Genomic DNA, 24,836 nt, shown 5'->3' with positions numbered 1-24,836 from the left:
ACAGCCGAATGTACATCGTCAGTTTCGACGACGTGATCGCGCAGGGCCTCTTTTTAGCCCATCGGCCCGCCGCAATCCAGTGGCGCGGGCGATTATGCCCCAACCGCCGGCTGAGAATGTTTCGCGAGTCATTATTCATGAAATGTGCAAGGGAGCACCCGTCCGATGAATGTCAGTCCTGTCTACCGCTCGCGTTTGCAGGTCGCCACCTTGCTGGTGCTGGCCACGCTGTTGACCGCCTGCGGCATCAACAACATCCCCACCCTCGACGAACAGGCCAAGGCCGCCTGGGGCCAGGTGCAAAACCAGTATCAGCGCCGCGCCGACCTGATCCCCAATCTGGTGGAAACCGTGAAGGGTTATGCCAAGCACGAGGAAGAAACCCTGACCGCCGTCATTGAGGCCCGGGCCAAGGCGACGTCGATCCAGGTCGATGCCAGCACCCTCGACAACCCGGAAAAGCTCAAGCAGTTCCAGCAGGCTCAGGATCAGCTGACCGGTGCCTTGAGCCGCTTGATGGTGGTGTCCGAACGTTATCCGGACCTGAAGGCCAACCAGAACTTCCTCGCCCTGCAATCGCAACTCGAGGGCACGGAAAACCGTATCGCCGTGGCCCGCCGGGATTTCATCCTGGCGGTGCAGAAATACAACACCGAGATCCGTACCTTTCCCGGTCGCCTGTGGCACAGCGTGATGTACAGCGACCTGCCGATCCGCGAGACCTTCGAAGCCACCAGCCCCGGCGCGGACAAGGCCCCGGAAGTGAAGTTCTGAGCCGGAGATGCCCATGCGCGTGTTGAGGATGGGCCTGGTGCTGATGCTGTGGCTGTTCGCCGTCAGCGCCCGGGCCGAGTTGACCTTTCCGGCGCTGACCGGGCGGGTGGTGGACGACGCACAGATGATCGAACCCTCGGTGCGCGCGCAACTGAACCAGCAATTACAGGCCCACGAACAGGCGACTGGCGAGCAGTTGGTGGTCGTGACGTTGCCGAACCTGCAAGGCACTACCATCGAGGACTACGGCGTTGAACTGGGCCGGCATTGGGGCATCGGCCAGAAGGACAAGAACAACGGCGCACTGTTGATCGTCGCCCGGGACGAGCGCAAATTGCGCATCGAAGTCGGCTACGGGCTGGAGGATCGCCTGACTGATGCCCAGAGTTCGGTGATCATCCATCAGGTGATCACGCCGTCGTTCAAGTCCGGTAATTACAGCAAGGGCATCAGTGACGGCGTGGCGGCAATGCTGGTGGTGCTGGGCGGCAATCCGCTGGACGAACCTTCCACGGTGTATGAATCGGCCGGCGATCCGTCGGATGATTTCGTCTCGCGGCACCCGGCGTTGTTCGTATTTCTGGTGATGTTGTTCATCCTGACTGTTTTTATCTGCCAGATGCTCGGTATCCTTCCCGCCGGCCGGGGCGGCTCCGGAGGAGGGGGCGGCTTTGGTGGCGGTGGTTTTGGCGGCGGCGGTGGAGGCGGGGGCTTCAGCGGCGGCGGTGGCAGTTTCGGCGGGGGCGGGTCCTCCGGCGGCTGGTGATAACAATAATGAGCAGGCACTTCACGACATGGCATTACTGACTGAACACGAACAACGCAAGGTCGCCGAGGCCATCGCCCGGGTCGAGCGCGACACCGACGCCGAACTGGTGACGGTGCTGGCGGCCCGCGCCGACGACTACGCGTACATCCCGCTGCTGTGGGCCAGCCTGCTGGCGCTGGTGGTGCCGGGTATCGTGCATTACCTGACCGGCTGGCTGACGATGCACAGTCTGCTGCTGGTGCAGTGGGTCAGTTTTGTCGTGCTGTGCCTGGTGTTTCGTTTGCCCAAGGTCACCACCCATCTGATTCCGCGCCACGTCCGCCACTGGCGTGCCTCGAACCTGGCGCGGCGGCAGTTTCTCGAACAGAACCTGCATCACACGGTAGGCAGCACCGGCATGCTGATTTTTGTCTGCGAGGCCGAGCGGTATGTGGAGATCCTGGTAGATGAAGGGATTTCCAGAAAACTGGACAACAAGAGCTGGGATTCGATTGTCGCGGTGTTTACCGAGCAGGTGCGGCAGGGGCAGACGTTGCAGGGATTTGTCACCTGCATCGAGGCGTGCGGCGAGTTGCTCAAGGTGCATGTGCCGGTGACGCAGGTGAGGAATGAGTTGCCGAATCGGTTGGTGGTGCTGGGATAAGCCGTTCGGGAAATTAGCCGTGCCCTTGAACGCCATCCCCCCTAAACTAGCGGCCATTCCCGATTTGCCCGTCCGAGGCCGCTTTTTCCCATGTCCGTTACCGCCCCATCTGCCAAACCGGCGCCCGATCACCACGCCCAGTTCATCGAGCTGCTGCAAGCCAGCCTCGAACAGAACGGCTTCATCAAACTGGTGCTGGCCAAGTACGTCGGCGAAGAAGCGGACCTGCAGCGGATCATTATCAAACCGGTGACGGTCAAGGCGCAGCCGTGCCTGTCGTTCGTTTATCGCTACAAGACCCGCGACATCACCAAGAACCTGCCGCTGGACGAGGCGGTGACGACGATTGCCGGGCTGTTGCCGGCCGCGTTCAAAAATGCGCATTTGCTCACGCTGACTGACGAAGCCCAGCTCGAATACAGCAAAAAGGGCAAAAGCTCGCTGTTCATGAGCAAACCCCAGCAATTGCGCGAAGTGCCGTCCGCCGAGCATAACCGTGAGAAGAACCGCTTCCTCGATCTGAACCGACCGTTCCTCAAGGATCTGGGCGTCACCAACGCGCAACACGAGCTGATTCCGGCGATGTCGCGCAAGTGGAAGCAGATCAACAAGTTCATCGAAGTCTTCAGCCATGCGCTGACCTCGTCGCCGCTGGCTCTGGACAAACCGGTGCGGGTGGCGGATTTCGGTTCAGGCAAGGGTTACCTGACGTTCGCCATCCATGACTATTTGCGCAACACGTTAAAGGCCGAGGGCGAAGTCACCGGCGTCGAGTTGCGCGAAGAAATGGTCAATCTGTGCAACACCGCCGCGCAGAAGCTCGATCACCCAGGGCTGGTGTTCAAATGCGGTGATGTACGCAGCGTGGCGCCGAGCGAGCTGGAAGTGATGATTGCTTTGCATGCCTGCGACATTGCCACCGACTATGCGATCCACACCGGCATCCGCTCAGGCGCATCGATCATCATGTGCTCGCCGTGCTGCCACAAACAGATCCGCTTGCAGATCCAGAGTCCGGCGCTGCTCAAGCCGATGCTGCAATACGGCCTGCATCTGGGGCAGCAGGCGGAAATGGTCACCGACAGTCTGCGTGCGCTGTTCCTTGAAGCCTGCGGTTACGAGACCAAAGTGTTCGAGTTCATCTCCCTGGACCACACCAACAAGAACAAGATGATCCTCGCCGTGAAGCGCGCCGAGCCGGTGGACCCGGCCCAGTTGCTGGTGAAGATTCAGGAGCTCAAGGCGTTCTACCAGATCAGCGAGCACTGCCTCGAAACGCTGCTGCTCGCCGATGGCCTGCTGCCGCTCAAGGCTTGAGCTGAACTCCGGCCGGTAACGTGCCCGGTTGAGCCGGGCGCACCGCCGTCTTGCGCCCGAGCATCACTGTCGCGATCACCCCGCAGGCGAACAGCCAGGTGATCGGCTCCACGTGTTCGCCGAAGAACAGCGCGGAAAACGCGATGGTGAAGAAGATCTGCAACAACTGGATCTGACTGACCCGGGCAATGCCGCCCATGGCCAGCCCGGCGTACCAGGCGAAGAAACCCAGGAACTGCGAAAACAGCGCGACGTAACCGAAGGCCCACCAGGTTTTCGTCGACACCGCGCCTTGATGCTGGAACGCCAGATACAGCACCGGGCCGATCAGCAGCGGCGTCGACAGCACCAGCGCCCAGCAGATCACCTGCCAGCCGCCCATCTCCCGGGCCAGCCGTCCGCCCTCGGCATAACCCAGACCGCCCACCGCAATCGCGCCGAGCATCAGCAAATCCCCGGCCTGAATGCTGCCGGCGCCGGTGTACAACGCATAACCCAGCACCAGCGCACTGCCCAACGCGGCGCAGGCCCAGAAGGCTTTCGACGGACGCTCATGGGACAGCCACGCGGCGTACAGCGCCACGCACAGCGGCTGCAAACCGTTGACCAGCGCACCGTGGGATGCCGGCAAGGTCTGCATGGCCCATGCGGAGAGCACCGGGAATCCGAGAATCACCCCGGCGATCACCAGGCTCAGGCCTTTGACCTGTTGCCAGGTTGGCCACTTTTCCCGTCGCCACAACAACAGTAATGCCGCTGGAATCGCCGCGAACAACGCACGGCCGAGGCCGTTGAGCAGAGGGTGAAGTTCCTGCACCACGATACGGGTGAAGGGCAGGGTGAGGCTGAAAATCACCACGCCGAGCAGGCCGAGGGCCATGCCGGTGTTTTCGCGCGAAGACATGAGGGCAACCCGATTAGAAGGTGGCAGGGAGGTGGCTTCATCTAGCCACAAACCTTGCGCATCGTGCTGTTACAGTCAGGCGCAGAGTTATCCATACAGTTTGCGGACGCCATCGCGAACCTTGGACTACTTTGAATACTCCTGTGCATTTACCAGAGGAGTCCTGCCCATGGCCGCGAAAAAAATTCTGATGCTGGTCGGCGATTATGTCGAAGACTACGAAGTGATGGTGCCGTTCCAGGCCCTGCAAATGGTCGGTCACACCGTGCACGCCGTGTGCCCGGACAAGTCCGCCGGCAAGACCGTGCGCACCGCGATCCATGACTTTGAAGGGGACCAGACCTACAGCGAGAAACCCGGTCACCAGTTTGCCCTGAACTTCGATTTCGCCAAGGTCGATGCCAAAGACTACGACGCATTGCTGGTACCCGGTGGCCGTGCGCCGGAATACCTGCGGCTGAACGAAAAAGTCCTGGAACTGGTGCGAGCCTTCGACAAGGCCGGCAAGCCGATTGCTGGTGTCTGTCATGGTGCGCAACTGCTGGCGGCGGCGGGGATTCTTGAAGGCCGCGAGTGCAGCGCCTATCCGGCCTGTGCCCCGGAAGTGCGGCTGGCCGGTGGCACCTACATCGATATTCCGGTGACCGAGGGCCACGTCCAGGGCAATCTGGCTACCGCCCCGGCCTGGCCGGCGCATCCGAACTGGCTGGCCGGTTTCCTCGGGTTGCTCGGAACCAAAATCACCCTGTGAACGAGAGGCCCATCGCGAGCGTGTTCGCGATGGGCAAGCCCGGACGGATCAGAAGAACCGTGTCACGCTGACCTTGGCATTGCGTCCCTGACTGTAAGCCCGATCACCGCTCAGCGCCGGGCGGTAATCCTCGTTGAACAGGTTGTCGACGGTGAGGTTGACCTCGGTGCCCTTGAGGTACGGCTGCTGCGGTTTCCATTTGGCGAACAGACCCTGCACGTTGTAGCGGTCGTTGGCGTACTGGTCGTAGAACACGTCACCCAGGGTGTTTTTGCTCGAGCCGTACTTGTCGCTCGGCAGGCGATCGGTCTGGCGCACGAACTCTCCTTGCCAGCCGACCTGGGCATCCCAGCTCGGAATCTTCACGCCGAGCACGGCAATCCATTTGCTCGGTGGAACGTCCCGCACCCAGACGTCCGGTCCCCATGGATTGGTGTAGGCACCTTCGTGCTTGCCGGTCATCCACGAGTAGGACAGCGAACCGAACAGGTACGTCGAGTCATAGAAGCTTTCGACTTCAAAGCCCTTGATGGTCAGCCCGCCGATGTTGCGGTAGTTGCCCATGGGGCCGGAGCCTTTGCAGTCCGAGGCGATGCTGCCGCCCTTGATGGCCTGGTTCTCGCAGCCGATGCCGGTGGCCTTGAAGATCTCGTCGTCGATCTTGTTGCGGAACAGCGTGGTGCGGACCTGCACGTTGTCGTGGTCGGTGAACACGTTGGCGAAGTGGCTGATATTACCGGCACGCCAACCGGTGATGCGTTCCGGGTCGAGATCCACGCTGGTGGCGGTGCGGCTGCCCAGCCCCTGCACTTCGTACTGCTCGTCGATGACCGGCGCGCGCCAGGTCTTGCTGTAGTCGACGAAGAAGCCGACGTCCGGGGTCATCCGCCAGAACGCCGACAGACGCGGCGACCAACCGGTGTAAGTGCGGTCGCTGTAGTCGTGGCCGAAGCTCGGGTCCGGGTTGTCGTAGTAAGGCGCGTCGTTGGCTTCGCCGCGATTGCGCACATGGTCGTAGCGCACGGACGGGGTCAGGGTGAAATCGTCCAGTGTGATCGCGTCTTGCAGATAAACGCTGTTGGTGTCGACCTTGCCCTGGGGCATGAAACTCGGCTGGAAGTAGCCGTAGTTGTACTTCGGCACTTCGTAGGTCTTGCCCGGCATCCACATTTCGGTGTCGCGGCTGTGCTTGCGGATTTGCACACCGCCGGTGACCGCGTGAGACAGCACGCCGGTTTCGAACAGGCTGATGTTGCTCGCCTCGACGATGCGGTCCTTGTAGGCGGTGTCCATCTTGCGTCCGCCGGTGGACGTCTGGAAGAACGCCGTGGCATCGCGCTCGTCGGTCTGATCGGTGTTGGACTCGGAATAGCTCAGCTTGAAATCGATCAGGCGATTGTCCAGCGGCTGGTATTGATACTTGGCCGACCACGTGGTGTCGGTGGTCTCGCGGTTGGCGAGGAAACGCTTGAGGGCGTTTTCGTAGCCGTATTGCTTGATGTTGGCGCGGGTCGGCGGGGTCGGATAACTGGCCGACGAGAACGGCGCCCAGCGTTCGCTTTGCGAACGCGAGTACGACAGGCCGACGCTGTGCTCGTCGTTCAGGTGCAGGTTGAACTTGAGCAGTTGGCCGTCCAGATCCAGCGCGCTGTTGGGCAGGCGCCGAGGGTTGATCGGGTACTGATTGTCCGGATCGGGCGGGGTGCCGGCCAGCTTCATGTCGCCGCCATCGCGCTTGGTCAGATACACCAACGCATCGGCGCGACCGTCGTCGGTACGGCCAAACGCGGCACCGGTGTAGGTTTGCTGATGGTCGTTGCTGGCGTAACCGTACTTGACCATCGCACCGCTGTTGCGACCTTCCTGCAACAGGTCCGGGGCGTCCTTGGTTTCCATGTGCACGGTGCCACCGAAACCGCCGTTGCCGGTGAGCATCGAGTGCGGGCCTTTTTCCACTTCAATGCGTTTGATCAGCTCCGGCTCGATGAAAATCGTCCCTTGCTGGTAGCGCTCGAAACCGCTTTTGGTGGCGCCGTCGACGGTCAACGGTACGTCTTCGGCATCGCCCAGGCCCCAGATGTTGATGGTCTGGCCGCCCGGTTTCATCGAACCGCCCATGCTCACGCCAGGCAGGGTCGCCAGCAGGCTGGGAATGTTGTTCGGCTGGCGGCGGTCGATGTCGGCCTGGGTCAGGGTCGAGCGGCCGACGGTGCTGGAGTCGACTTCGGTACCGCTGCCGATCACGCTCAGGGCGTCGAGCTGGATGCCGTCACCGCTGCTGGTGACCGGCTCTTCCGGGCGCACGACGTAGGTCTGGTTGACCTTGATCAGGCCGAACTGGCTGTTGTCGAGCAACGTGCGAATCGCCGCTTCCGCGCTGTATTCACCGTCGAGGGCCGGGGCCTTGAGGTTGCGCAGTTGCGCTTCATCGAACAGCAACTGGATCTTCGCCTGTTGGGCGACCTGACTCAGCGACGTTGCCAAGGGTTGCGCCGGCAAATGCAGGCTCAGGTCAGCGGCATGGGCTTGTACGCTGAACGCCAGGCAAGTGGCGAGCAGGGTCGGTCGAAGGCAAGTGAGCGGGTACGGCGAAAACACGCGAAACATGGAATCCCCCAGGGCGGCGAAAAGGCCAGAAAGGCCTGCGTACGAAGCGCAGACCGGAGGAAGACGCGGCAGGTAAAAAAAACCTCACATGCGAATGCAAAATATTCTCATGTGAGGTTTTGTCAGCGGTTTTCGAGACGGATACCGCCATCGGCCAGCGCGACGGTTTTCACCGGAACCAGAGCGGGCAGGGCGTTGATCAGCGCGTCCGGGTCGTCGACGTCGAGATTGCCGGAGACCTTGATCTGCCCCAGTTTTGCGTTGGCCAGCAGCACCGGACGCGGGCGATAGAGGTTCAGCTCATCCACCAGACTGGCCAGTTCACGGTTGCGAAAGGACAGATGCCCGGTGCGCCAGTCGGCTACCTGGCTGGCTGCAAGACTGTGTTGCTGCAGGGTGCCGCTGGCCAGGTCGACCGCGACCTGCTGCTGTGCGCCGAGCAGCAGCGGCGCGCGGCTGTCCGGTGTGAACGCGACCTGGCCGTGGGCGACGCTGACCACCAGTTGCCGCTCGCTGCGCCGCACATCAAAACCGGTGCCGACCACGCGGATCGTGGCGTCGCCGGTCTGCACCCACAGCGGCCGTTCCTTGTCCGGCGCAACGTCGATGTAGAACTGTCCGCGATCGAGAATGAGCCGGCGCTGGTGGCTGTCGAAGTCGACACGCAGTTGCGTGTTGGCATTCACCGACAAGGTGCTGCCGTCGGGTAATTCGAAAGTGCGCAGGCCTTTGGCGTGGGCAGCAATCTGCTGCTGATAGACCTCATGTGACGTGCCCAGAGGCGTAGCCAGTACCGCAACAATCAGCGCGGCGGCCATCGCCAGCGCGGGTCGCCAACGGTTCTTTGAGCGGTGTACCGGCAGTGGCGTTGGCCGGTTCAGTTGCTGCAATTCACCAAGCTCGGCCCACAACACCTCAAACGACCGATAGGCGCTGGCGTGCGCCGGCTCGCGCAGCCATTGCTCGAATGCCTGGCGCTCTGCGGGCTGCTGATCCTGACGATTGCGGGTAAACCAGGCCGCGGCTTGAGCGTCGATGCTGTCGTCGGGCAGTTCCCCGGTGACGTCGTGAGAACGGTTCATTCTGGCTGCTCCATGCCGTTGTCGTGATCCAGGCGTTGCTTGCAATGCAGCAGTGCGAAGGCGATGTGTTTTTCCACCATGCTCAGCGAAATCCCCATGCGCTCGGCAATCTGCGCCTGACTCAGGCCTTCGAAGCGGTGCAGCACAAGCGCCTCGCGCCGACGTGGCGAGAGTTCGCCCAGCACGGCTTTGAGTTGCTCCAGCCGTTGCTGGCGCTGCGCGGCCGCCATCGGATCGTGATGCTCATCGGCCAGTGGTTCGGCATCGTTGTCTTGAGTGGGCTGCACGATGTGCCGCACCTTTTGGCGGCGCCAGTGGTCACGCAGCAGGTTGCGCGCCATTTGAAACAGAAAGGCCCGCGGTTGCTCGACCTTGGCCCGGTCGCGATAGTCGAGCCATTGGGTGAACACGTCCTGGGTCATGTCCGCCGCGTCACTGGGATTGTCCGTGCGTTTGCGCAGGTAATGCAGGATGTCCCCGTAAAACCGGCGAAACGAATCGGCCGACAGAGGATCGGGCGTGAGGCGGGGCATGACTATCCTTCTCGACGAAGCTGGGGTGCAGAAAGGCGCGGATGATATGAGAATGATTGTCATTTGTCATGTTCGCATTCGCGCCTGTCAGTGCGGAGTGGCTAAACCGTCGAAACGGTCTTTACTTGCCGGGATTCAATCGACAGGAGCAGCGACATGTCCGGATGGTACGAGTTGAGTAAAAGCAGCAACGGCCAGTTCAGGTTCGTGCTGAAAGCGGCGAATGCCGAAACGATTCTGACCAGCGAGCTTTACACCACCCGCAGCGCCGCCGATAACGGCATCGCCTCGGTGCAGGTCAACAGCCCGCTGGACGAGCGTTACGAGAAGAAATCGACGAAGGACGGCCATCCGTATTTCAACCTCAAGGCGGCCAATCACCAGATCATCGGCAGCAGCGAGTCCTATTCATCCGAGGCAGCGTGCGCCAAAGGCATCGCCGCCGTGAAGGCCAACGGGCCGACGACGGTGATCAAGGACAAAACCCTGCCGGTGCTTTGAGTTCACCTCCGGCACAAAAGACTGTGGGACCGGCAGCGTGCCGATCCCACAGGTTTTGTGCAGTGCTTGAAGATCAGCGCAGGGTTTTGAGAATGGCCTGCAACTGGTTGCGCCCGGCCTCGCTCAACGGAAATACCGGCAAACGTGGATCACCGACTTCCAGCCCGGTATCACGCAGACCGGCCTTGATCGTCGCCGGCAACCCGCCCTTGAGGATGAAATCCAGCAGCGGCAACTGGCGGTAGAACAGTTCCCGCGCCTTGCCCAGATCCCCCGCCAGTGTGGCCTCGTACAAATCCAGATTGAGTTGCGGAATCAGGTTCGGTGCTGCCGTGCACCAGCCCTTGGCCCCGGCCGCAAAGGCTTCCAGCGCCAGTGGATTGCAGCCGTTGTAGAACGGCACCTGGCCTTCGCCGAGCAGTTGCAGCTTGTGCATGCGCTGGATGTCGCCGGTGCTCTCCTTGACCATGGTCACGTTTTCCACGCCGTTGACGATGCGCAGAATCAGTTCCACCGACATGTCGGTGCCGCTGGTGGCCGGGTTGTTGTAGAGCATGATCGGCACGCCGATGCTGTCGCCGATGGCGCGGTAATGGGCGAGGATTTCCGCCTCGGTCAGCTTCCAGTAGGACGCCGGCAGCACCATCACCACATCGGCGCCGTGGGCTTCGGCAAAGCGGGCGCGACGCACGGCTTTGGCGGTGGTCAGGTCGGAGACGCTGACCACGGTCGGCACGCGTTTGGCCACGTGCTTGATGCTGAATTCGGCGACCTGGTCCCACTCCGCATCGCTTAGGTAAGCGCCTTCGCCGGTGCTGCCCAGCGGCGCGATGGCATGGACGCCGCCGTCGATCAGCCGATCGATCGAACGACCCAGGGCCGGCAAATCAAGACCTTCGCCATTGGCGCCGAACGGGGTGATGGTGTAGCCGATGATGCCGTGAATGTTGGACATGAGAGTGCTCCGCAAGGATGAGTTGTTCAGTTCAGGCAATCGGCGTGTTGACGCAGGTTCTGCCGGGCGTAGTAGTTGAAGGCAGCAGCGTGGCGTTTGGGTTTCGACACCCAGTCATGGGCCTCGCGACCCAGCTCGGGAATGATCGGTTTGATCGTCCCGGCGGCCATCGCCAGCAATTGCAGTTTGGCGGCGCGCTCGATCAATTGCGCGATGACACAGGCTTCCTCGATGGTCGTGCCGGTGGACAGTTGACCGTGGTGGGAAAGCAGGATCGCCCGTTTATCGCCCAACGCGCCGGCAATCAATTCGCCTTCTTCGTTACCGACCGGCACACCCGGCCAGCCTTCAAGGAACGCGCAATCGTCGTACAGCGGGCACAGGTCCATGTGGGAAATCTGCAACGGTACTTCGAGCATCGACAGCGCGGCAATGTGCGTCGGATGGGTGTGGATGATGCAGTTCACGTCCGGCCGTGCGCGGTACACCCAGCTGTGGAAACGGTTGGCCGGGTTGGCCATGCCGTGGCCTTCGAGCACTTCCAGGTCTTCGTTGACCAGCAGCAGATTGCTCGCGGTAATTTCATCGAAACCCAGGCCCAGTTGCTGAGTGTAGTAAGTGCCCGGCTGCGGGCCACGGGCGGTGATCTGCCCGGCGAGGCCCGAATCGTGGCCGTTCTCGAAGAGGATCCGGCAGGTCAGGGCCAGCTTTTGCCGGTCCGTCCACGTATTATCCGCCAGGCTTTTTTGCATCTGGGTCAGCGCTTGCTTGACCAGTTCGTCTTTGGGTAGTGCTAATGTCTTCGCCATATCCGTGTCCTGTGGTGGTTGCCATGGATGACACTTAAGAGGCTATATGACACTTTGTGTCATTGGCAAGGACAAATCGTCTTTCCTTTGCTGGATTAATCGCTTCGCATGTCTATCCGTTTGAAATTATTGAGAAAAAAACTTGGCGTAACCCTTGAGGCACTGGCCGAGAAATCCGGCATGACCAAGAGTTATCTGTCGAAAGTCGAACGCGGGTTGAACACGCCGTCGATTGCCGCCGCGTTGAAACTGGCGAAAGCGCTGAATGTGAAGGTCGAGGAATTGTTCTCCGAAGACAACGTCAGCCTCGATAGCTACAGCCTGGTGCGCAGCCACGAGCGCCAGTCACTGGCGGCCAACGACCACAGCCCGGGTTATGCGGTGCTGGCCCATCAGGTCAGCGAGCGCAGTCTGCTGCCGTTCATCATCTATCCGCCGAGCGAATTCACCGACAAGACCTTCAAGGAACACTTGGGCGAGGAGTTCCTGTTCGTCCACGAAGGCCGGGTCGAAGTGGACTTCGTGAACGAACGGGTGCTGCTGGAGCGGGGCGACGCGCTGCATTTCAATGCGCAGAAACCCCATCGCATCCGCTCAGTGGGCGAGGTGCAGGCGCAGTTGCTGGTGGTGGTGCACAGCAGCGAGGAGTGATCAGACCTCGACCGGTACCGACAGCTTCGGATGGCCCAGCGCATGGCTCTTCGAATCAAAGAAGCGCAACTCGGCGCCTGTGCCTTCGAACACTTTTGCGTAGTGGCGCTTCTGGTGCTGGATGAACGCCGCGCTGCGCGGATAGATCGAAATCGCCACGGTCTGCGGTTTCGCCAGGCGCAGGGCGCGGACGATGTGATCGTCCTGCTCGCCCAGGGCATGGCCGAAGATGCACAGACTGTCGCCGTGCGCGAGTAGCTGGTCGTAGCAGAACGACAGGTAATCGGAACTGCGGATGGTCTTGAGCTTGTCCGCGCTCGGCCCTTCGTTGACGAACAGCGGCACATCATCGAGCGTCTTGATCGTGTTGTTGATCGCAAAGCTGCCCAGCAGCGTGCCCTCGGTAGCGGTCATTTTGCGGGCGCTGCCGTTCAGGTTGCGCACCAGATGCAGGCCACCGTGCAGGTACAGCAGACGCGGTTTTTCGGTGTGGCTTTCGCACAAGTCGAAACTGGCGTCGGGACCGTTGAACAGGTCGTCGATGGCCTCGCCCTGGTGTTGCAGGGCCCAGTAGTTGAGCAGGTCGTAATTGGTGGTGAACACCGTGCGGTAACTGGCCAGTTCGCGGTTCAGAATGCTCAGGGTCGACGCTTCGACCAGTCGCCACGGAATGTGCAAATCGTGGACGGCATTGATCAGCGCTTCCTTGATCGCGTAGTAGCGGTTGCGCGGCGCGGCCGAGCTGACAGCCAATGCCTTGTTGACCCGGCTGGTGGTTTTCAGCGCGCCGAGCACTTGCTCGAAACTGCGCGTCTGCATCGCATCGAACACGCTCAGTTCCGACGGGCTCAGGGGTTTTTCTTCCACCGTGCGGGCGCTTTCGAACAGCGAGTCGTAGCCGAAATCGTCCCACACCGCGCGGCTGGCGCCGTTGCCCACCAGCAAACCACGGAAGTCGGTGGTGGCGCGCAACGCGTTCCAGTCTTCGAGTGTGGCGTCGACATCCAGAAAATCGGTCATTGCAGGGCACGTCTCAAAACAAAGGGGCAGATGGGCGGCGACTTTATCACGAGCGGGCATTGAGCCAGATCAACATCCGCCGTGACCGATCGGTCGATCCTGTATGCATCCGCCGAATCGCAGGAGTCGATTCGGCCCCTGTCAGGAGACGCACCATGAGCAGCACCTTTTTCATTCCCGCAGTAAACATCATGGGCAGCGGCTGCCTCGACGAAGCGATGAATGCGATTCGCAACTACGGTTTCCGCAAAGCGCTGATCGTCACCGACGCCGGGCTGGCCAAGGCTGGCGTGGCGACCATGATCGCCGAGAAACTGGCGATGCAGGACATCGATTCGGTGATCTTCGACGGCGCCAAGCCGAATCCGAGCATCGCCAATGTCGAGGCCGGGCTGGCGCTGCTCAAGGACAGTCGCTGCGATTTCGTGGTGTCCCTTGGCGGCGGCTCGCCCCACGACTGCGCCAAGGGCATCGCCCTGTGCGCGACCAACGGCGGGCAGATCCGCGATTACGAAGGTGTCGATCAATCGGCCAAGCCGCAGTTGCCGCTGATCGCCATCAACACCACCGCCGGCACGGCCAGCGAGATGACCCGTTTCTGCATCATCACCGATGAAACCCGCCATGTGAAAATGGCCATTGTCGACCGTAACGTCACGCCGCTGCTGTCGGTCAACGACCCGGCGCTGATGGTCGCCATGCCGAAAGGCCTGACCGCCGCCACCGGCATGGACGCACTGACCCACGCGATCGAGGCCTACGTCTCCACCGCCGCCAACCCGATCACCGACGCTTGCGCCTTGAAGGCGATGACCCTGATCAGCAACAACCTGCGCCTGGCGGTTCGCGACGGCAGCGACCTCGCCGCGCGGGAAAACATGGCCTACGCGCAGTTCCTCGCCGGCATGGCGTTCAACAATGCATCGCTTGGCTTCGTGCATGCGATGGCGCACCAGTTGGGCGGTTTCTACGATTTGCCTCACGGGGTGTGCAACGCGGTGTTGTTGCCACATGTGCAGACGTTCAACGCGCTGGTCTGCGCCGATCGCCTCACCGCCGTCGCCCATGCCATGGGCGCCGACATTCGTGGTTTCAGCCCGGAGGAGGGTGCGCAAGCCGCGATTGCCGCAATCCGTTGCCTGGCCAAAGACGTCGATATCCCCGGTGGCTTGCGTGATCTCGGCGCCAAATGCACCGACATCCCGATACTCGCCGCCAACGCCCTGAAAGACGCCTGCGGTTTGACCAACCCTCGGGCGGCGGATCAACGGCAGATCGAAGAGATTTTTCGCAGCGCGTTTTAAGCGCGATGGCGACCGGGCGCGAACCTCACGCAGAGCACCGCGCCCAACGCCAGAGCGCAACACAACAGCGACAGCGGCCACGCTTGCGGACTGGCGAACAGGCTGGCCACAGCGCCGATCAGTGCGGCCATCAACTGGTGGATGAAACCGCTCAGGGCCATCGCGTAAGCGCCGGCAATCGGCGCTCCATCGTTGGCCCGTGACAGGCTGATCGGATAATTCAGCGACTGGCCGAACACGGCGACGCAGTAAGGCAGCCAAAGCAACCAGGCCATCGAACTGGCCAACAGGCTGCCAGCCAGCATCACCCCACTGCCGGCCATCACCAACCCGACCCCCAGTGTCATCAACCGGTGCTGACCCGTGCGCAAGACAAAGCGATTGACCGCCAGCGCCCCCAGAAAATACGCCGCACTGATCGGCCAGCCCAACAGTCCGTATTCGGTCGTCGACCAATTGAACGGGCCTTGCAGAATCAACGGCGCAGCGCTGTTGAACGCGATGATCACGCCATAGCCCAGACCGCCCGCGAGCGCCGGCAGAAGAAACGCCCGACAGGTCAGAATCCTTCCGTAGACCGCCCAGGGCGACGCGGTTGCGGGTGCCTCGACAAGATCCGGAAAATTCAGGCGCGAGACAATCGCGGCCATCATCAGACTGACCACGCCCAGCAAATAGAAGATCGCCTGCCAGCCCAGCGTCACCTGAATGAGCGAGCCGGCGTATTGCCCGATCCCGAGCGCGACAACGAACGAAATCGAAATCCATGACAGCGCTTTCGCCAGCAGATCACCCTGGAAACTGTCACGAATCAACACCCGCGCCATCACCGAAATGCCGCTGGCGCCAATCCCCTGAAGCAGTCGCATCAGCAGGAACGACTCCAGTGTCGAGCCCAGCGGCAGCGCCAGATTTGCGAGGCCATAAATCCCCAGCGCCGCCAGCAATACCGGTTTTCGACCGATACGCTGCGCCAGACTGCCCCAGAGCAGCATCGGCAGCGCCATGCCGATCAGGTACAGCGACAAGCCCCAGGCCACCTGCGTTGCATCGACCTGCAAGTGCCCGGCGATCTGTGGCAACGCCGGCAGGTAGATACTCATGCCCAGTTGGGCGAGGAACACAGTGGAGCAGGTGATGAGCAGGATGAGGCTGGGGTTCATGAGTCGTCCGTGAAGGTTCAGCGGTCGCGATGGCCGCCGTGAGTCAGTAACAGTTCGATGATCAGATCACAGAAATGGTGGATCAATGGGGTTTCCATGTCGGCACGCAGAGTAACGCGGATCGCGGCTTTACCTTGAGCCACCACCGGGAAAAACACCGCGCTGGTGAAAAAGCCGTGTTCGGCCAGTTCGATGGCAATTCGAGTGGCCAGGGCGGCTTCGCCGCAGTTGATCAAACGAATGGCCATGGGGCTGCCGTGCTGTTCGGTGCTCAACAGGCTGTCGAACAAGCGAATATTGGCCTGGAGCCGAACCTGCAATGCACGCAGCTCTGCACTGCGATGCAGCTGGATCGAGGCAAGGCCCGCACCGATGGCCGCGCAATTAAGGCTTTGCGACCAGTTGCTCGGGCCGCCGTAACGCTGGATCATTTTTTTCTGGCGCTGATTGCCGAGCATCACCAGACCGCCGCTGGCGCCGAACGATTTGGCCAGCGAAGCGACGATCAGGCAATCCTCTTCCAGCGCCGGCATTCTTGGCCGCACAAGACCGGCACCGTTGCTGCCGACCGCCGACAACGCGTGGGAATCGTCCAGATACAGGAACAGGCCATAGCGTTCCTTCAGATACAACAGACCGTCCAGATTGGCGACGCCACCCATGCTGTAGGCACCGTCGGCGATGTAGGCGACGGTGGTGTGGCGTTGGCACACCGATTCGAGAAAATCCATGTCGTTGTGAGGGCAGGTCAGTACCTGGGTTTCATCGGCGCAACTGGCTTTCAGGTGATGCATCGAATAGTGGGCCAGGCGATCGAACACCATCACCGGCGGGCGGTTGTGCGTGAACACGCCACTGGCCAGCAGCGGCAGGATACCGGCGCTCGCGGCGCTGCAGGACAGACTGCTCAGACACACCGCGCCAAACAAGTGCGACAGCTCGCTTTCGTATTGATCGAGCAGTGCCAGCTTGCAGCGATTTTTCGAGTTGGCTACGCGCAGTGTGCCGGTTTCACGTAGCGCCGATATGGCACCTTCAAGCAGGGCCGGGTGATGGTCGAGGCCCAGATAGGATGTGGTGCAAAAGTGATGGAACCGGCGCCCGTGTTGATCGAGCAAGTGGTTGCAGCCTTTGACCTCGACGTTGAGAGCAGCGATTTTTCCGGCTTCGGCAGCCTCCCAGTCGTGGTCTGCCAAAGCGATGACTTTGCGATAGTTGGAGAAGGTGTTGAGGGAATCCGTCAGATGATTCAAAGGCAGCTCTCCTTGAGCATGGCAATCCATGGGGTGTTTCAATTTGTGTGTGTTGCCAGACTTTACAGAGGGCTTTGCAAGCTCAGAATCGGCTGTATCCGATAGCGCTGAGGGCTGTTGGAGTTTTGCTTGTAGGGCGATGCCTCGCCGGGTTGTAAGGCGATGAAATGCCCGACAACCCTTAGAGTGAAGGGCTTACCTTTGCCCTGTTATCCGACGGCGGTGGCGCTCTTTTCCAGCGCCGGGGAGAACTGGATCAACACCACGCCCGCCATCAACAGCACCGCGCCGAATACCCGTGGCAATGTGAGTTGCTTCTCCAGCAGCCCGAACAACCCGAAGTGGTCCAGCGCCATCGACGCCAGCACTTGTCCGGCCAACGCGAGCGCGACAAACCCCGATGCCCCGAGTTTCGGCACCAGCATCACCGCCAATGCCACAAAACACACCCCGAACGCACCACCGGCCCACATCCACAGCGGCGCCTTGCCGATGAACGCCAGCGATGGCAGCGGTAGTCGCAGCGCGGCAATCACTGGCAACAACACCAGCACGCTGACCAGCAAAGACGCCAATGTCGCCCACAGCGGATGGCCCAGGCCCCGGGCCAGATTGGTGTTGATCGCACTTTGAAAAGGCACTACCGCCCCGGCCAATACCGCCAGCAACAACAGACCGGCCCACTGCAACGTACTCATGATCGTTCTCCAGCAAGGTTTTGCTGGACTCTAGGGTATTCGTCGCGCAGATTTAAATTCTGTTTTGTCATCAGGAACATGCATCAGATGAATGATCTTCGGCGCATCGACCTCAACCTGCTGGTGATCCTCGACGCCTTGCTCAGCGAGCAGCACGTCACCCGCGCCGCCGAGCGGTTGCACTTGAGCCAACCGGCGGTCAGCCATGCGCTGGCCCGTTTACGCGATTTGCTCGGTGATCCGCTGTTGGTGCGGGCCGGTTCGGGGCTAGTGCCCACCGCTCGGGCACTTGAATTGGTAGCGCCGCTGGCCGAGGCCTTGGCTCAGGTGCAATCGCTGCTGGCGCCGAACACCTTTGATCCGGCCAGCGCGCGCCGGACCTTTCGGCTTGCGATGTCGGACTACGGCGCGGCGATCATCCTGCCTCGCCTGATTCGTACATTGCGCGCGGAAGCGCCGGGCATCGACCTGCAAATCAGCCATGCCAGCCGCGAAGGGATGGTCGAAGGTTTGCTCAACGGCGACATCGACCTCGCTGCCGGTGTGCTCCCGGAACTCCCCGGTGAATTACACAGCACGCCGCTGTTCGAGGAGCGCTACGTCTGCCTGCTGGATCGCCAGAGCCTACCCGCCGGAGGTGTTCTCGACCTGGCAACTTATCTTTCCCGTCCCCATGTCCTGCTGGAAATGCGCGGCAGCGGCACCCCGGAAATCGAACGCACCCTGACCGCCCTGCGCGAACGCCGTCGCGTCGCCATCAGCCTGCCGCATTGGAGCGTTGCACCGCAGTTCATCAGCGGCACGGATCTGATCCTGACCGTGGCCTCTCGGGCGTTGAACGATATTGATGAAGAGGCACTGATCGTCGTGCCGCCGCCGTTCGAGATCGCGCCGTTCACCTTTGTCTCGGCGTGGCACAAGCGGCGGGGTGGGGATCAGGCGTTGAACTGGTTGAATCGGCGGATTGAGCAGGGGATAGTGCGCGGCTGAAAAACATCAAGGAGCGGGGCGTGACAGTGAAGTCTGGGGTGATGGGGTGTCTGGCGCTTTGCGGCGCGTTGATGGCGGGGCAGGTGTTGGCTGATTGTGTGCCTGCGCCGGTGGCGAACGAGCGGGATTTTTCTGTTTGCAAGGAGTGGCCGGCTTATCCCGGGTTGATCATCAACGCCAAATCGGAGCGCGTCCCTGCACCTGAAAATACCGAGATGATCGCTTCCTACAATTTGGATGTGTCTGTTCTGAAAGACGGCCAAACGGATCCGATTGCAACTCATCACCAGGCTTCTGCCTTCAAAACAGATGGCATAGCGTTCCGGGAACTTGCGCTCGATACGGCTCGATACACGCTCGCCCCTGATCTTCGAGCTTTTGGAGTCCGGGTGCAGTTCACCAACGGATCTCGCCTCATTCCGCTTGAAGAAACGCATCTCTCTCTTTATGTGAGAGACGGCGCCAAGTTGCGCCCCGTCCTGCGGCGATTAGTGGTTTATCAGTACGGCGGCGAATGGGACGGTGAATGCACCGGCGAGCGATATGAGACAACCAGAACGCTAGAAATCGCCAAGACCAGCTCCCATGGTTATGCCGATCTGATCATCAAAACCCGACAGACAGGGACGACCAATGTCGTCAAAGGCGATGATTGTGAAGACAAGACCAGTGTCGGCAGTCCGGTGTTGACGACAATTCACTACGACGGAAAATCATACGTCTTGCCTAAAGGTTTTCAGGCGATCGAGTGATACAGAACCAACGCGACTTTTATCAAGGAAGAACAATGCTCACCCCGACCCGACTTTTCATCGCCCTCAGCTTTTTCGCGATCACCGCTCAGGCGCAACCGGCCTGCGTGACAAAGAATCACGACGACCAATCGCTCTCGCGCTGCAAACCATGGCCGGCATTCAAGGAGCAGGTGATTGCCCTCAAGTCCACGTATGTACCGGACGCCGGAAGTGACGATGCGGGTGTGTTTGATCTGGATCTGGCGGTGCTGAACAGCACCAACGCCAAGCCGATTGCCACTTACACCAAACCCGGGGCTTACAACACTGATGCCATCCGGTTCGACGACCTGGTGATCGATACGGCCCGTTACAGGCTGGCTCCGGATGTCCGTGCCTTTGGTCTGCGTTCGAAGTTCGAGCACAGTTCAAGTGCCATCCCCTACGAAAAAACCGACCTGACACTCTATGTACGCGAGGGTAATAAACTGCGCCCGGTACTTGATGGCCTGGTGGTCTACAAGAATAACGGTGAATGGCTGGAAAACTGTGTGGGTGAAGGGCAGCAAATTCGCCGAACCGTGGAAATCGGCCCGACCAGCCACAACGGTTATTCCGACTTGATCATTACTTCAAGCGGCACGGCGATGAAAACCGTCAAATCCGGCAAGGAATGCGTTTCCCAGGATTCCCCACTGAAGAAAACCCAGATCACCCTGACCTACGACGGCAAGCAATACACCATCCCCGAAGACTTCAGAGGTTACTGATCCGATGCTCACCGGCCTCAACCACCTGACCCTCGCCGTCACCGACCTGGATCGCAGCCTCGCGTTCTACCGCGACGTGCTGCATCTGCGGGTCGAGGCCACGTGGGACGCCGGTGCCTACCTGTCGCTCCCGGGCCTGTGGTTGTGCCTGTCCCTCGATCCTAAGCGCAATCCCGAGCCCGCCGCCGACTACACCCATTACGCCTTCAGCCTCGACGCCGCGGACTTTCCACGGTTCGTGCAAAAGCTTCGCGCCGCGAACGTGCGGGAATGGCGCGACAACCGCAGCGAAGGTGCGTCGTTCTACTTCCTTGACCCGGACGGCCACAAGCTCGAAGCGCATGTTGGCGATCTGGCCTCGCGACTGGCCGCGTGTCGGCAAAAGCCCTACGCAGGCATGCGTTTTTTCAACGAGTCGTGAATATTCACAAACCGCTGGGATAGACTGGCGGCCACGTTTTCCGGCGCTTGCAGGTTTTCCATGACTCCATCGTTGCTTATGGCCGTGCTGGCCTCGGGTTTCATCTACGGCATCACGCCGGGGCCGGGTGTGCTGGCGGTGTTCGGCATTGGTGCTGCGCGGGGCCGGCGGGCCGGGGCGGGGTTCCTGTGCGGGCATCTGCTGGGCGATGTGATCTGGTGCAGCACGGCGTTGGTCGCGATTGTCGGCGCCCGGGAAATCGGCAGTACCGCGTTCGATGTACTCGGCGTACTCAGCGGTCTGTACCTGTTCTGGCTTGGCTGGCGCGCCGTACGGGCCAAACGCAGTAACGGCGATCAGCCACAGGGCGCTGCGCGCCAGCCGTTCTGGCACGGCATCCTGTTCGGCCTGACCAACCCCAAGGCCTACCCGGTGGCGGTGGCGACGTTCACCGCGCTGCTGTCGAGCCGCGCCGAACTGCTCAACTGGTCGATGCTGCCGATGCTGATCGCTTTGAGCTTCCTCGGTGGATTGCTCGCCTACGCTATTCTCATTGGCATTGTCGGCGCCCGACAGGTGCGTACGCTGTATCAGCGCCATGAACTGGCCATCACCCGGTTGTGCGGGGTAATGTTTATCGGTTTCGCCATCAACGCCCTGGTGCATGCGCTACCGGGGCTGATGCCGAACAAGACTTGAATGTGATCGCTGGGATGCGAGGTCGAGGTCAGGGACGGTTGATCAGTGCTGCATTGTCCGGACACCCACGCTGAACCATGGAAAGTCGAAATTCTGCACCGTTGGCGAGTTATATCGATCTGTTGCTGGACGCCGTGTGCGCAGTCGACAAGCAGGGTCGTTTCGTTTTTGTCAGCGCAGCCTGCGAGCGGATTCTCGGCTACACGCCTGACGAACTGATCGGCCAGTCGATGATCGACTACGTCTATCCCGCCGACCGTGAACGCACCTTGTCCGCCGCCAGTGACATCATGGGCGGCGAGCCCAAGCACAACTTCGAAAACCGCTACGTGCGCAAGGACGGCAGCCTCGTGCACATTCTGTGGTCGGCGCGCTGGTCTGAAGTCGATCAACTGCGCATTGCCGTGGCTCGGGATATCACCGAGCGCAAACTCGCCGAATCCCGTCAGGCGGCGTTGTATGCGATCTCCGAAGCGGCGCATGCGGCGGAGGATCTGCTGGCGCTGTTCAAGCGCATTCACATGATCATTGGCGAGTGGCTGCCGGCGCTGAATTTCTCCGTGGCGCTGTACGACGAACACTGCGCACAGCTGAACTTTCCCTATCACGTCGACGATGACGAGTTGCAACCGGAGCAGCCCGGCACCGTGACCGGACGGCTGTGCGCCGAGGTGATCCGCAGCGGCCAGCCGATCCTGCTGACCCCGGATTGCCCGCACGCACCGCCGGGTTTCGAAGCGTTGGTGGCGGGGCAGCAATCGCCGTGCTGGCTCGGCGTGCCTCTGAATTCGAAGAACGGCACCATTGGCGCGCTGATCGTCAAAAGCCTGGCCGGCGGCGAGCGCTACACCGAGCGCGACAAGGAACTGCTGCAATACGTCTGCGCCCAGGTCGCCACGGCCATCGAGCGCCAGCAATTACACGCCCGTCTGCGGCGAATGGCGCAATACGATCAGTTGACCCAGTTGCCCAACCGCGAATTGCTGCGTGATCGGCTCAAGGCTGCGCTTGCGGGTGCGCGGGAGCAGTCGGGGTTCATGGCGCTGCTGTATGTCGATCTGGATCGCTTCAAACAGGTCAACGACACCTTTGGCCACGCCGTTGGCGACATGCTGCTGCAAACTGTGGCCAACCGTCTCAAGGGCTGCGTGCGCGACACCGACACCGTGGCGCGCATTGGTGGCGATGAATTCGTGGTGCTGCTGCACAGCGTTCACGCCGCCGAAGATGCCGACAGCGTGGCGGAAAAAATCCGACAGATTCTGGTGCAACCGATGCGTCTGGACGGGCACAACCTGCACATCGAACCGAGCATCGGCGTCGCCCGTTATCCCGAGCACGGCAGCGAAGAACAACAACTGTTCCGCCACGCCGACCAGGCCATGTATGCCGCCAAACGGCAGAATCACCGGGCACGGGATATCTGACTGACATCATCCGTTCGTCGCGACAACGGCAACTTTTCTAAACCTTTGGCGGTCAGGAAATTCTCAATCTAGGCGGGCAGCAGCTCGCCTACGATCAATACCAAGAGGTAGAGAATCATGCCTAACTCAAGAAACTCGAACTCGGGAAACTTCGCCAACGATCGAACCAAGGCGTCTGAAGCCGGTCGCAAAGGTGGGAAAACCACCACCACGACGGTCGACAAAGAGCCAAAAACCGACATGGGCCGCAAGCCTGCTCAGAAATCGAAGTAGTCGGCGAAGGTTGTTTTGATTGAGAGGCGGGGGCGAAAGCTCCCGCTTGAATTTCGAGAGAAGGAGGGCGCGACCATGAACCGGATGGCCACCCGAGTACGCAACTTCAGTTTTGTCACCCTGCTGGGACTGTGTGCCGGCAGTGCGTTCGCCCAGTCGCCCGCCGACTTCATCAACGAAGCTTCGGCCAAAGGCATGGCCGACATCGAGGCCAGTCGTCTGGCGCACCAGAAGTCCGAGTCCAAAGAGGTCAAGGACTACACCATCGTGGTCATCAACGACCGCACCACCGCCAACCAGCATTTGGCAAAAATTGCCAAGAAGCTGGACTTGCCTGTGGCCCCCCGTGAAGAGGTCGCCGACAAGGCCAAGGCATTGATGCCGGAAGTGAAGGACGGCGCGACCTTCGATCAGGCTTACGCCGCCAGTCAGGTCAAAGCCACGGAAGAGGCCATCGAACAGATCCAGCAGGAAGCCCAGACCACCGACGTGCCAGAAATCAAAGCCTTCGCCGACGAAACCCTGCCGAAGCTGCAAAACCACCTGCAAATGGCCCGGGCTCTACAGGCCAGCCGCTGAGGTCGGTTAAAACAAAAACGGCGCTCAAGGCGCCGTTTTTTGTTTTGCTCAACAATCATTCAAGTCCTGTTTCGGTTTGCTCTTGTGGCCGAGCCCCTCAAGATCGAACACTTCACCTTCACCCATGGCGCGGTAGTGCCTGCGCAGGGCTTCCAGTTGCTTGAGGTCCAGCGACTCCAGCCCGAGCATCGCGTTCTGCGCCTCTTTGTTTACCCGCAGCAACTCATCAAGTTTCAAATGCAGGATGTCGGTGTCGCGGTTCTGGGTGTTCTGGATCAGAAACACCATCAGAAACGTGATGATCGTGGTCGAGGTATTGATGATCAGTTGCCAGGTGTCATTGAAATGAAAAAACGGCCCGCTCAACCCCCACAACCCAATCAGAATCAAAGCCCCCATGAACGTCTTGGGGCTGCCGGCCCAGAGTGCCAGCGTCTGCGAAACCTTTGCGAATTTCATGGCTGTGTTCCTTGTTGGGGGGAGCTTGAAATTCAGACATCGGTGGGGATGGGAAAATTCTACTGACAACCCTTTGTTGCCTCACGACAGTCGGCTACTACGACTGAAAAAAACCGGCCCAAGTGGCCGGTTTTTTACGACTAGTTCGTCACCTCTATGTTTGCAGTCCACCTGAAATACCCCACGGCCTCACATTGCTGATTGACCAGCATGAAGTTCATTTCGAGTCTGGCCATGCCCGATGCCTTCGTCGTGCACGCCCAGAAATGATCGTGGGCCTTTTGGCTAACGGGTTCAGTTGGAGCGCTGGGGTTGGGAGCGGGAATGGTGAGGTTCGGGTGAACTTCCAGGTGAAGCCCTGAAAGGACGTTGCTGGTATCGATTGTCATGTCATAGACCACAACGCTGTACTCGGCGATGAGGCTGACGGTTCTCCCGCGCAAATGGACAATACGACCAATGTCGATGGGTAAAGTTATATTGCTGTCATTTTTTGCTTTTTTTTGAGGACTGTCATCTGTAGCAAAAAAGACGAATCCATCGCTGATGCTCGTCGGTGAACTGGCATCCAGACTGGGGGCCGGGTAGCGCGCGCGTATTGATTCGGCATCGACGATCAACAGAATATTGTGCGCGTTCTCGGTGACGGAAGACGGTGAGGGGATCGGTTCGGAGGTCATCATGGATTCCTTTCATGATGTTGGCGCAAGACGCCAACCGCTTCGGCCGGCCGTGCATCCTGGTATGGCC

At 60.6% G+C, this 24,836-nt stretch carries 28 protein-coding genes; 16 read left to right on the top strand and 12 right to left on the bottom strand.

From position 1 onward, the window contains the following. Nucleotides 1-165 precede the first annotated feature (165 nt). The 4 genes from AC07VV_RS13815 (at nucleotide 166) to AC07VV_RS13800 (ending at nucleotide 3,503) form a co-directional block, all read left to right on the top strand. Entirely contained in the window at nucleotides 166-774 is a 609-nt protein-coding gene (locus AC07VV_RS13815) for a LemA family protein (RefSeq protein WP_007957897.1), read from the top strand. A gap of 13 nt (nucleotides 775-787) precedes the next feature. Further along, on the top strand, nucleotides 788-1,540 hold the full coding sequence (locus AC07VV_RS13810) for a TPM domain-containing protein (protein ID WP_495036520.1): 753 nt from the start codon (nucleotides 788-790) through the stop codon (nucleotides 1,538-1,540). A 28-nt stretch (nucleotides 1,541-1,568) separates the two neighbouring features. Then, nucleotides 1,569-2,186 carry a TPM domain-containing protein gene (locus AC07VV_RS13805; protein WP_192559989.1) on the top strand — a complete coding sequence of 206 codons (618 nt, stop codon included), beginning with the start codon at nucleotides 1,569-1,571 and terminating at the stop codon, nucleotides 2,184-2,186. A gap of 90 nt (nucleotides 2,187-2,276) precedes the next feature. Continuing rightward, on the top strand, nucleotides 2,277-3,503 hold the full coding sequence (locus AC07VV_RS13800; protein WP_495036519.1) for a class I SAM-dependent methyltransferase: 1,227 nt from the start codon (nucleotides 2,277-2,279) through the stop codon (nucleotides 3,501-3,503). On the opposite strand, the gene AC07VV_RS13795 is transcribed toward AC07VV_RS13800, so the two are convergent. Further along, a complete protein-coding gene (locus AC07VV_RS13795) occupies nucleotides 3,493-4,407 on the bottom strand; it encodes a DMT family transporter (protein WP_207985274.1) in 915 nt (304 codons plus the stop codon). The genes AC07VV_RS13800 and AC07VV_RS13795 overlap by 11 nt on opposite strands. Before the next feature lie 169 nt (nucleotides 4,408-4,576). Here AC07VV_RS13795 and AC07VV_RS13790 point away from each other — a divergent pair, with 169 nt between their 5' ends. Then, the gene (locus AC07VV_RS13790; protein ID WP_495036518.1) at nucleotides 4,577-5,158 is read left to right on the top strand and encodes a DJ-1/PfpI family protein; all 582 of its coding nucleotides are present in this window, start codon (nucleotides 4,577-4,579) and stop codon (nucleotides 5,156-5,158) included. Between the two features lie 48 nt (nucleotides 5,159-5,206). On the opposite strand, the gene AC07VV_RS13785 is transcribed toward AC07VV_RS13790, so the two are convergent. From AC07VV_RS13785 to AC07VV_RS13775, 3 genes are all read right to left on the bottom strand, one after another. Further along, nucleotides 5,207-7,765, bottom strand: coding sequence for a TonB-dependent receptor (locus AC07VV_RS13785; RefSeq protein WP_495036517.1), 2,559 nt, complete (start codon nucleotides 7,763-7,765; stop codon nucleotides 5,207-5,209). Between the two features lie 122 nt (nucleotides 7,766-7,887). Further along, nucleotides 7,888-8,847, bottom strand: a complete 960-nt coding sequence (locus tag AC07VV_RS13780; protein WP_495036516.1) for a FecR family protein — start codon at nucleotides 8,845-8,847, stop codon at nucleotides 7,888-7,890. Then, on the bottom strand, nucleotides 8,844-9,380 hold the full coding sequence (locus tag AC07VV_RS13775) for an RNA polymerase sigma factor (protein ID WP_096819451.1): 537 nt from the start codon (nucleotides 9,378-9,380) through the stop codon (nucleotides 8,844-8,846). Before AC07VV_RS13775 ends, AC07VV_RS13780 begins: the two co-directional genes overlap by 4 nt. A 156-nt stretch (nucleotides 9,381-9,536) precedes the next feature. Here AC07VV_RS13775 and AC07VV_RS13770 point away from each other — a divergent pair, with 156 nt between their 5' ends. Beyond that, a complete protein-coding gene (locus AC07VV_RS13770; protein WP_096819450.1) occupies nucleotides 9,537-9,881 on the top strand; it encodes a YegP family protein in 345 nt (114 codons plus the stop codon). Between the two features lie 73 nt (nucleotides 9,882-9,954). On the opposite strand, the gene AC07VV_RS13765 is transcribed toward AC07VV_RS13770, so the two are convergent. After that, a complete protein-coding gene (locus AC07VV_RS13765; RefSeq protein WP_096819449.1) occupies nucleotides 9,955-10,836 on the bottom strand; it encodes a dihydrodipicolinate synthase family protein in 882 nt (293 codons plus the stop codon). 26 nt (nucleotides 10,837-10,862) lie between these two features. After that, complete coding sequence (locus tag AC07VV_RS13760) at nucleotides 10,863-11,645, bottom strand: aldolase (RefSeq protein ID WP_007957912.1); 783 nt, start codon at nucleotides 11,643-11,645, stop codon at nucleotides 10,863-10,865. A 108-nt stretch (nucleotides 11,646-11,753) separates the two neighbouring features. Here AC07VV_RS13760 and AC07VV_RS13755 point away from each other — a divergent pair, with 108 nt between their 5' ends. Further along, a complete protein-coding gene (locus tag AC07VV_RS13755) occupies nucleotides 11,754-12,296 on the top strand; it encodes a helix-turn-helix domain-containing protein (protein ID WP_085747256.1) in 543 nt (180 codons plus the stop codon). Here the strand turns inward: AC07VV_RS13755 and AC07VV_RS13750 are convergent, their stop codons facing one another. Next, nucleotides 12,297-13,316: a DUF4917 family protein gene (locus tag AC07VV_RS13750; protein ID WP_249485040.1), complete on the bottom strand. Its 1,020-nt coding sequence runs from the start codon at nucleotides 13,314-13,316 to the stop codon at nucleotides 12,297-12,299. A gap of 155 nt (nucleotides 13,317-13,471) precedes the next feature. Between AC07VV_RS13750 and yiaY the strand changes: the two genes are divergently transcribed. Continuing rightward, nucleotides 13,472-14,620 carry an L-threonine dehydrogenase gene (gene yiaY / locus AC07VV_RS13745; protein ID WP_495036515.1) on the top strand — a complete coding sequence of 383 codons (1,149 nt, stop codon included), beginning with the start codon at nucleotides 13,472-13,474 and terminating at the stop codon, nucleotides 14,618-14,620. Here yiaY and AC07VV_RS13740 read toward each other — a convergent pair. From AC07VV_RS13740 to AC07VV_RS13730, 3 genes are all read right to left on the bottom strand, one after another. Further along, the gene (locus AC07VV_RS13740; RefSeq protein WP_495036514.1) at nucleotides 14,617-15,783 is read right to left on the bottom strand and encodes an MFS transporter; all 1,167 of its coding nucleotides are present in this window, start codon (nucleotides 15,781-15,783) and stop codon (nucleotides 14,617-14,619) included. The genes yiaY and AC07VV_RS13740 overlap by 4 nt on opposite strands. A gap of 17 nt (nucleotides 15,784-15,800) precedes the next feature. Then, the gene (locus tag AC07VV_RS13735) at nucleotides 15,801-17,036 is read right to left on the bottom strand and encodes an aminotransferase class I/II-fold pyridoxal phosphate-dependent enzyme (protein ID WP_495036513.1); all 1,236 of its coding nucleotides are present in this window, start codon (nucleotides 17,034-17,036) and stop codon (nucleotides 15,801-15,803) included. A gap of 209 nt (nucleotides 17,037-17,245) precedes the next feature. Further along, a complete protein-coding gene (locus AC07VV_RS13730) occupies nucleotides 17,246-17,734 on the bottom strand; it encodes a DMT family transporter (RefSeq protein ID WP_495036512.1) in 489 nt (162 codons plus the stop codon). Nucleotides 17,735-17,812: 78 nt separating this feature from the next. On the opposite strand from AC07VV_RS13730, the gene AC07VV_RS13725 reads away from it, so the two are divergent. The 8 genes from AC07VV_RS13725 (at nucleotide 17,813) to AC07VV_RS13690 (ending at nucleotide 23,627) form a co-directional block, all read left to right on the top strand. After that, nucleotides 17,813-18,724: a LysR family transcriptional regulator gene (locus tag AC07VV_RS13725; RefSeq protein WP_495036511.1), complete on the top strand. Its 912-nt coding sequence runs from the start codon at nucleotides 17,813-17,815 to the stop codon at nucleotides 18,722-18,724. Between the two features lie 20 nt (nucleotides 18,725-18,744). Continuing rightward, nucleotides 18,745-19,476, top strand: coding sequence for a PA3715 family protein (locus AC07VV_RS13720; protein WP_495036510.1), 732 nt, complete (start codon nucleotides 18,745-18,747; stop codon nucleotides 19,474-19,476). A 35-nt stretch (nucleotides 19,477-19,511) separates the two neighbouring features. Next, nucleotides 19,512-20,228: a PA3715 family protein gene (locus AC07VV_RS13715; RefSeq protein ID WP_249485033.1), complete on the top strand. Its 717-nt coding sequence runs from the start codon at nucleotides 19,512-19,514 to the stop codon at nucleotides 20,226-20,228. A 4-nt stretch (nucleotides 20,229-20,232) separates the two neighbouring features. Further along, nucleotides 20,233-20,649, top strand: a complete 417-nt coding sequence (gene fos / locus AC07VV_RS13710) for a fosfomycin resistance glutathione transferase (protein ID WP_495036509.1) — start codon at nucleotides 20,233-20,235, stop codon at nucleotides 20,647-20,649. Between the two features lie 60 nt (nucleotides 20,650-20,709). Further along, entirely contained in the window at nucleotides 20,710-21,348 is a 639-nt protein-coding gene (locus AC07VV_RS13705; protein WP_495036508.1) for a LysE family translocator, read from the top strand. 77 nt (nucleotides 21,349-21,425) lie between these two features. Beyond that, entirely contained in the window at nucleotides 21,426-22,775 is a 1,350-nt protein-coding gene (locus tag AC07VV_RS13700; protein WP_102622191.1) for a sensor domain-containing protein, read from the top strand. 117 nt (nucleotides 22,776-22,892) lie between these two features. Further along, the gene (locus AC07VV_RS13695; RefSeq protein WP_077045875.1) at nucleotides 22,893-23,048 is read left to right on the top strand and encodes a KGG domain-containing protein; all 156 of its coding nucleotides are present in this window, start codon (nucleotides 22,893-22,895) and stop codon (nucleotides 23,046-23,048) included. Between the two features lie 75 nt (nucleotides 23,049-23,123). Beyond that, a complete protein-coding gene (locus AC07VV_RS13690; RefSeq protein WP_096819437.1) occupies nucleotides 23,124-23,627 on the top strand; it encodes a DUF4142 domain-containing protein in 504 nt (167 codons plus the stop codon). Nucleotides 23,628-23,675: 48 nt separating this feature from the next. Here the strand turns inward: AC07VV_RS13690 and AC07VV_RS13685 are convergent, their stop codons facing one another. Both AC07VV_RS13685 and AC07VV_RS13680 read right to left on the bottom strand, forming a co-directional pair. Then, nucleotides 23,676-24,086, bottom strand: coding sequence for a low affinity iron permease family protein (locus tag AC07VV_RS13685; RefSeq protein WP_495036507.1), 411 nt, complete (start codon nucleotides 24,084-24,086; stop codon nucleotides 23,676-23,678). A gap of 140 nt (nucleotides 24,087-24,226) precedes the next feature. Next, a complete protein-coding gene (locus AC07VV_RS13680) occupies nucleotides 24,227-24,766 on the bottom strand; it encodes an AidA/PixA family protein (RefSeq protein ID WP_495036506.1) in 540 nt (179 codons plus the stop codon). Nucleotides 24,767-24,836 lie beyond the last annotated feature (70 nt).

This window comes from Pseudomonas sp. GW821-FHT02C04, assembly GCF_059421845.1.
Note: the sequence above shows the minus strand (reverse complement) of the source record. Positions and strands in the feature narration are given on the sequence as shown.

Bases quoted from the DNA above. Each gene is read 5' to 3' on its own strand.
- AC07VV_RS13815 (WP_007957897.1), top strand. From the start codon at position 166: ATGAATGTCAGTCCTGTCTACCGCTCGCGTTTGCAGGTCGCCACCTTG.
- AC07VV_RS13810 (WP_495036520.1), top strand. From the start codon at position 788: ATGCGCGTGTTGAGGATGGGCCTGGTGCTGATGCTGTGGCTGTTCGCC.
- AC07VV_RS13805 (WP_192559989.1), top strand. From the start codon at position 1,569: ATGGCATTACTGACTGAACACGAACAACGCAAGGTCGCCGAGGCCATC.
- AC07VV_RS13800 (WP_495036519.1), top strand. From the start codon at position 2,277: ATGTCCGTTACCGCCCCATCTGCCAAACCGGCGCCCGATCACCACGCC.
- AC07VV_RS13795 (WP_207985274.1), bottom strand. From the start codon at position 4,407: ATGTCTTCGCGCGAAAACACCGGCATGGCCCTCGGCCTGCTCGGCGTG.
- AC07VV_RS13790 (WP_495036518.1), top strand. From the start codon at position 4,577: ATGGCCGCGAAAAAAATTCTGATGCTGGTCGGCGATTATGTCGAAGAC.
- AC07VV_RS13785 (WP_495036517.1), bottom strand. From the start codon at position 7,765: ATGTTTCGCGTGTTTTCGCCGTACCCGCTCACTTGCCTTCGACCGACC.
- AC07VV_RS13780 (WP_495036516.1), bottom strand. From the start codon at position 8,847: ATGAACCGTTCTCACGACGTCACCGGGGAACTGCCCGACGACAGCATC.
- AC07VV_RS13775 (WP_096819451.1), bottom strand. From the start codon at position 9,380: ATGCCCCGCCTCACGCCCGATCCTCTGTCGGCCGATTCGTTTCGCCGG.
- AC07VV_RS13770 (WP_096819450.1), top strand. From the start codon at position 9,537: ATGTCCGGATGGTACGAGTTGAGTAAAAGCAGCAACGGCCAGTTCAGG.
- AC07VV_RS13765 (WP_096819449.1), bottom strand. From the start codon at position 10,836: ATGTCCAACATTCACGGCATCATCGGCTACACCATCACCCCGTTCGGC.
- AC07VV_RS13760 (WP_007957912.1), bottom strand. From the start codon at position 11,645: ATGGCGAAGACATTAGCACTACCCAAAGACGAACTGGTCAAGCAAGCG.
- AC07VV_RS13755 (WP_085747256.1), top strand. From the start codon at position 11,754: ATGTCTATCCGTTTGAAATTATTGAGAAAAAAACTTGGCGTAACCCTT.
- AC07VV_RS13750 (WP_249485040.1), bottom strand. From the start codon at position 13,316: ATGACCGATTTTCTGGATGTCGACGCCACACTCGAAGACTGGAACGCG.
- yiaY (WP_495036515.1), top strand. From the start codon at position 13,472: ATGAGCAGCACCTTTTTCATTCCCGCAGTAAACATCATGGGCAGCGGC.
- AC07VV_RS13740 (WP_495036514.1), bottom strand. From the start codon at position 15,783: ATGAACCCCAGCCTCATCCTGCTCATCACCTGCTCCACTGTGTTCCTC.
- AC07VV_RS13730 (WP_495036512.1), bottom strand. From the start codon at position 17,734: ATGAGTACGTTGCAGTGGGCCGGTCTGTTGTTGCTGGCGGTATTGGCC.
- AC07VV_RS13725 (WP_495036511.1), top strand. From the start codon at position 17,813: ATGCATCAGATGAATGATCTTCGGCGCATCGACCTCAACCTGCTGGTG.
- AC07VV_RS13715 (WP_249485033.1), top strand. From the start codon at position 19,512: ATGCTCACCCCGACCCGACTTTTCATCGCCCTCAGCTTTTTCGCGATC.
- fos (WP_495036509.1), top strand. From the start codon at position 20,233: ATGCTCACCGGCCTCAACCACCTGACCCTCGCCGTCACCGACCTGGAT.
- AC07VV_RS13705 (WP_495036508.1), top strand. From the start codon at position 20,710: ATGACTCCATCGTTGCTTATGGCCGTGCTGGCCTCGGGTTTCATCTAC.
- AC07VV_RS13700 (WP_102622191.1), top strand. From the start codon at position 21,426: ATGGAAAGTCGAAATTCTGCACCGTTGGCGAGTTATATCGATCTGTTG.
- AC07VV_RS13695 (WP_077045875.1), top strand. From the start codon at position 22,893: ATGCCTAACTCAAGAAACTCGAACTCGGGAAACTTCGCCAACGATCGA.
- AC07VV_RS13690 (WP_096819437.1), top strand. From the start codon at position 23,124: ATGAACCGGATGGCCACCCGAGTACGCAACTTCAGTTTTGTCACCCTG.
- AC07VV_RS13685 (WP_495036507.1), bottom strand. From the start codon at position 24,086: ATGAAATTCGCAAAGGTTTCGCAGACGCTGGCACTCTGGGCCGGCAGC.
- AC07VV_RS13680 (WP_495036506.1), bottom strand. From the start codon at position 24,766: ATGACCTCCGAACCGATCCCCTCACCGTCTTCCGTCACCGAGAACGCG.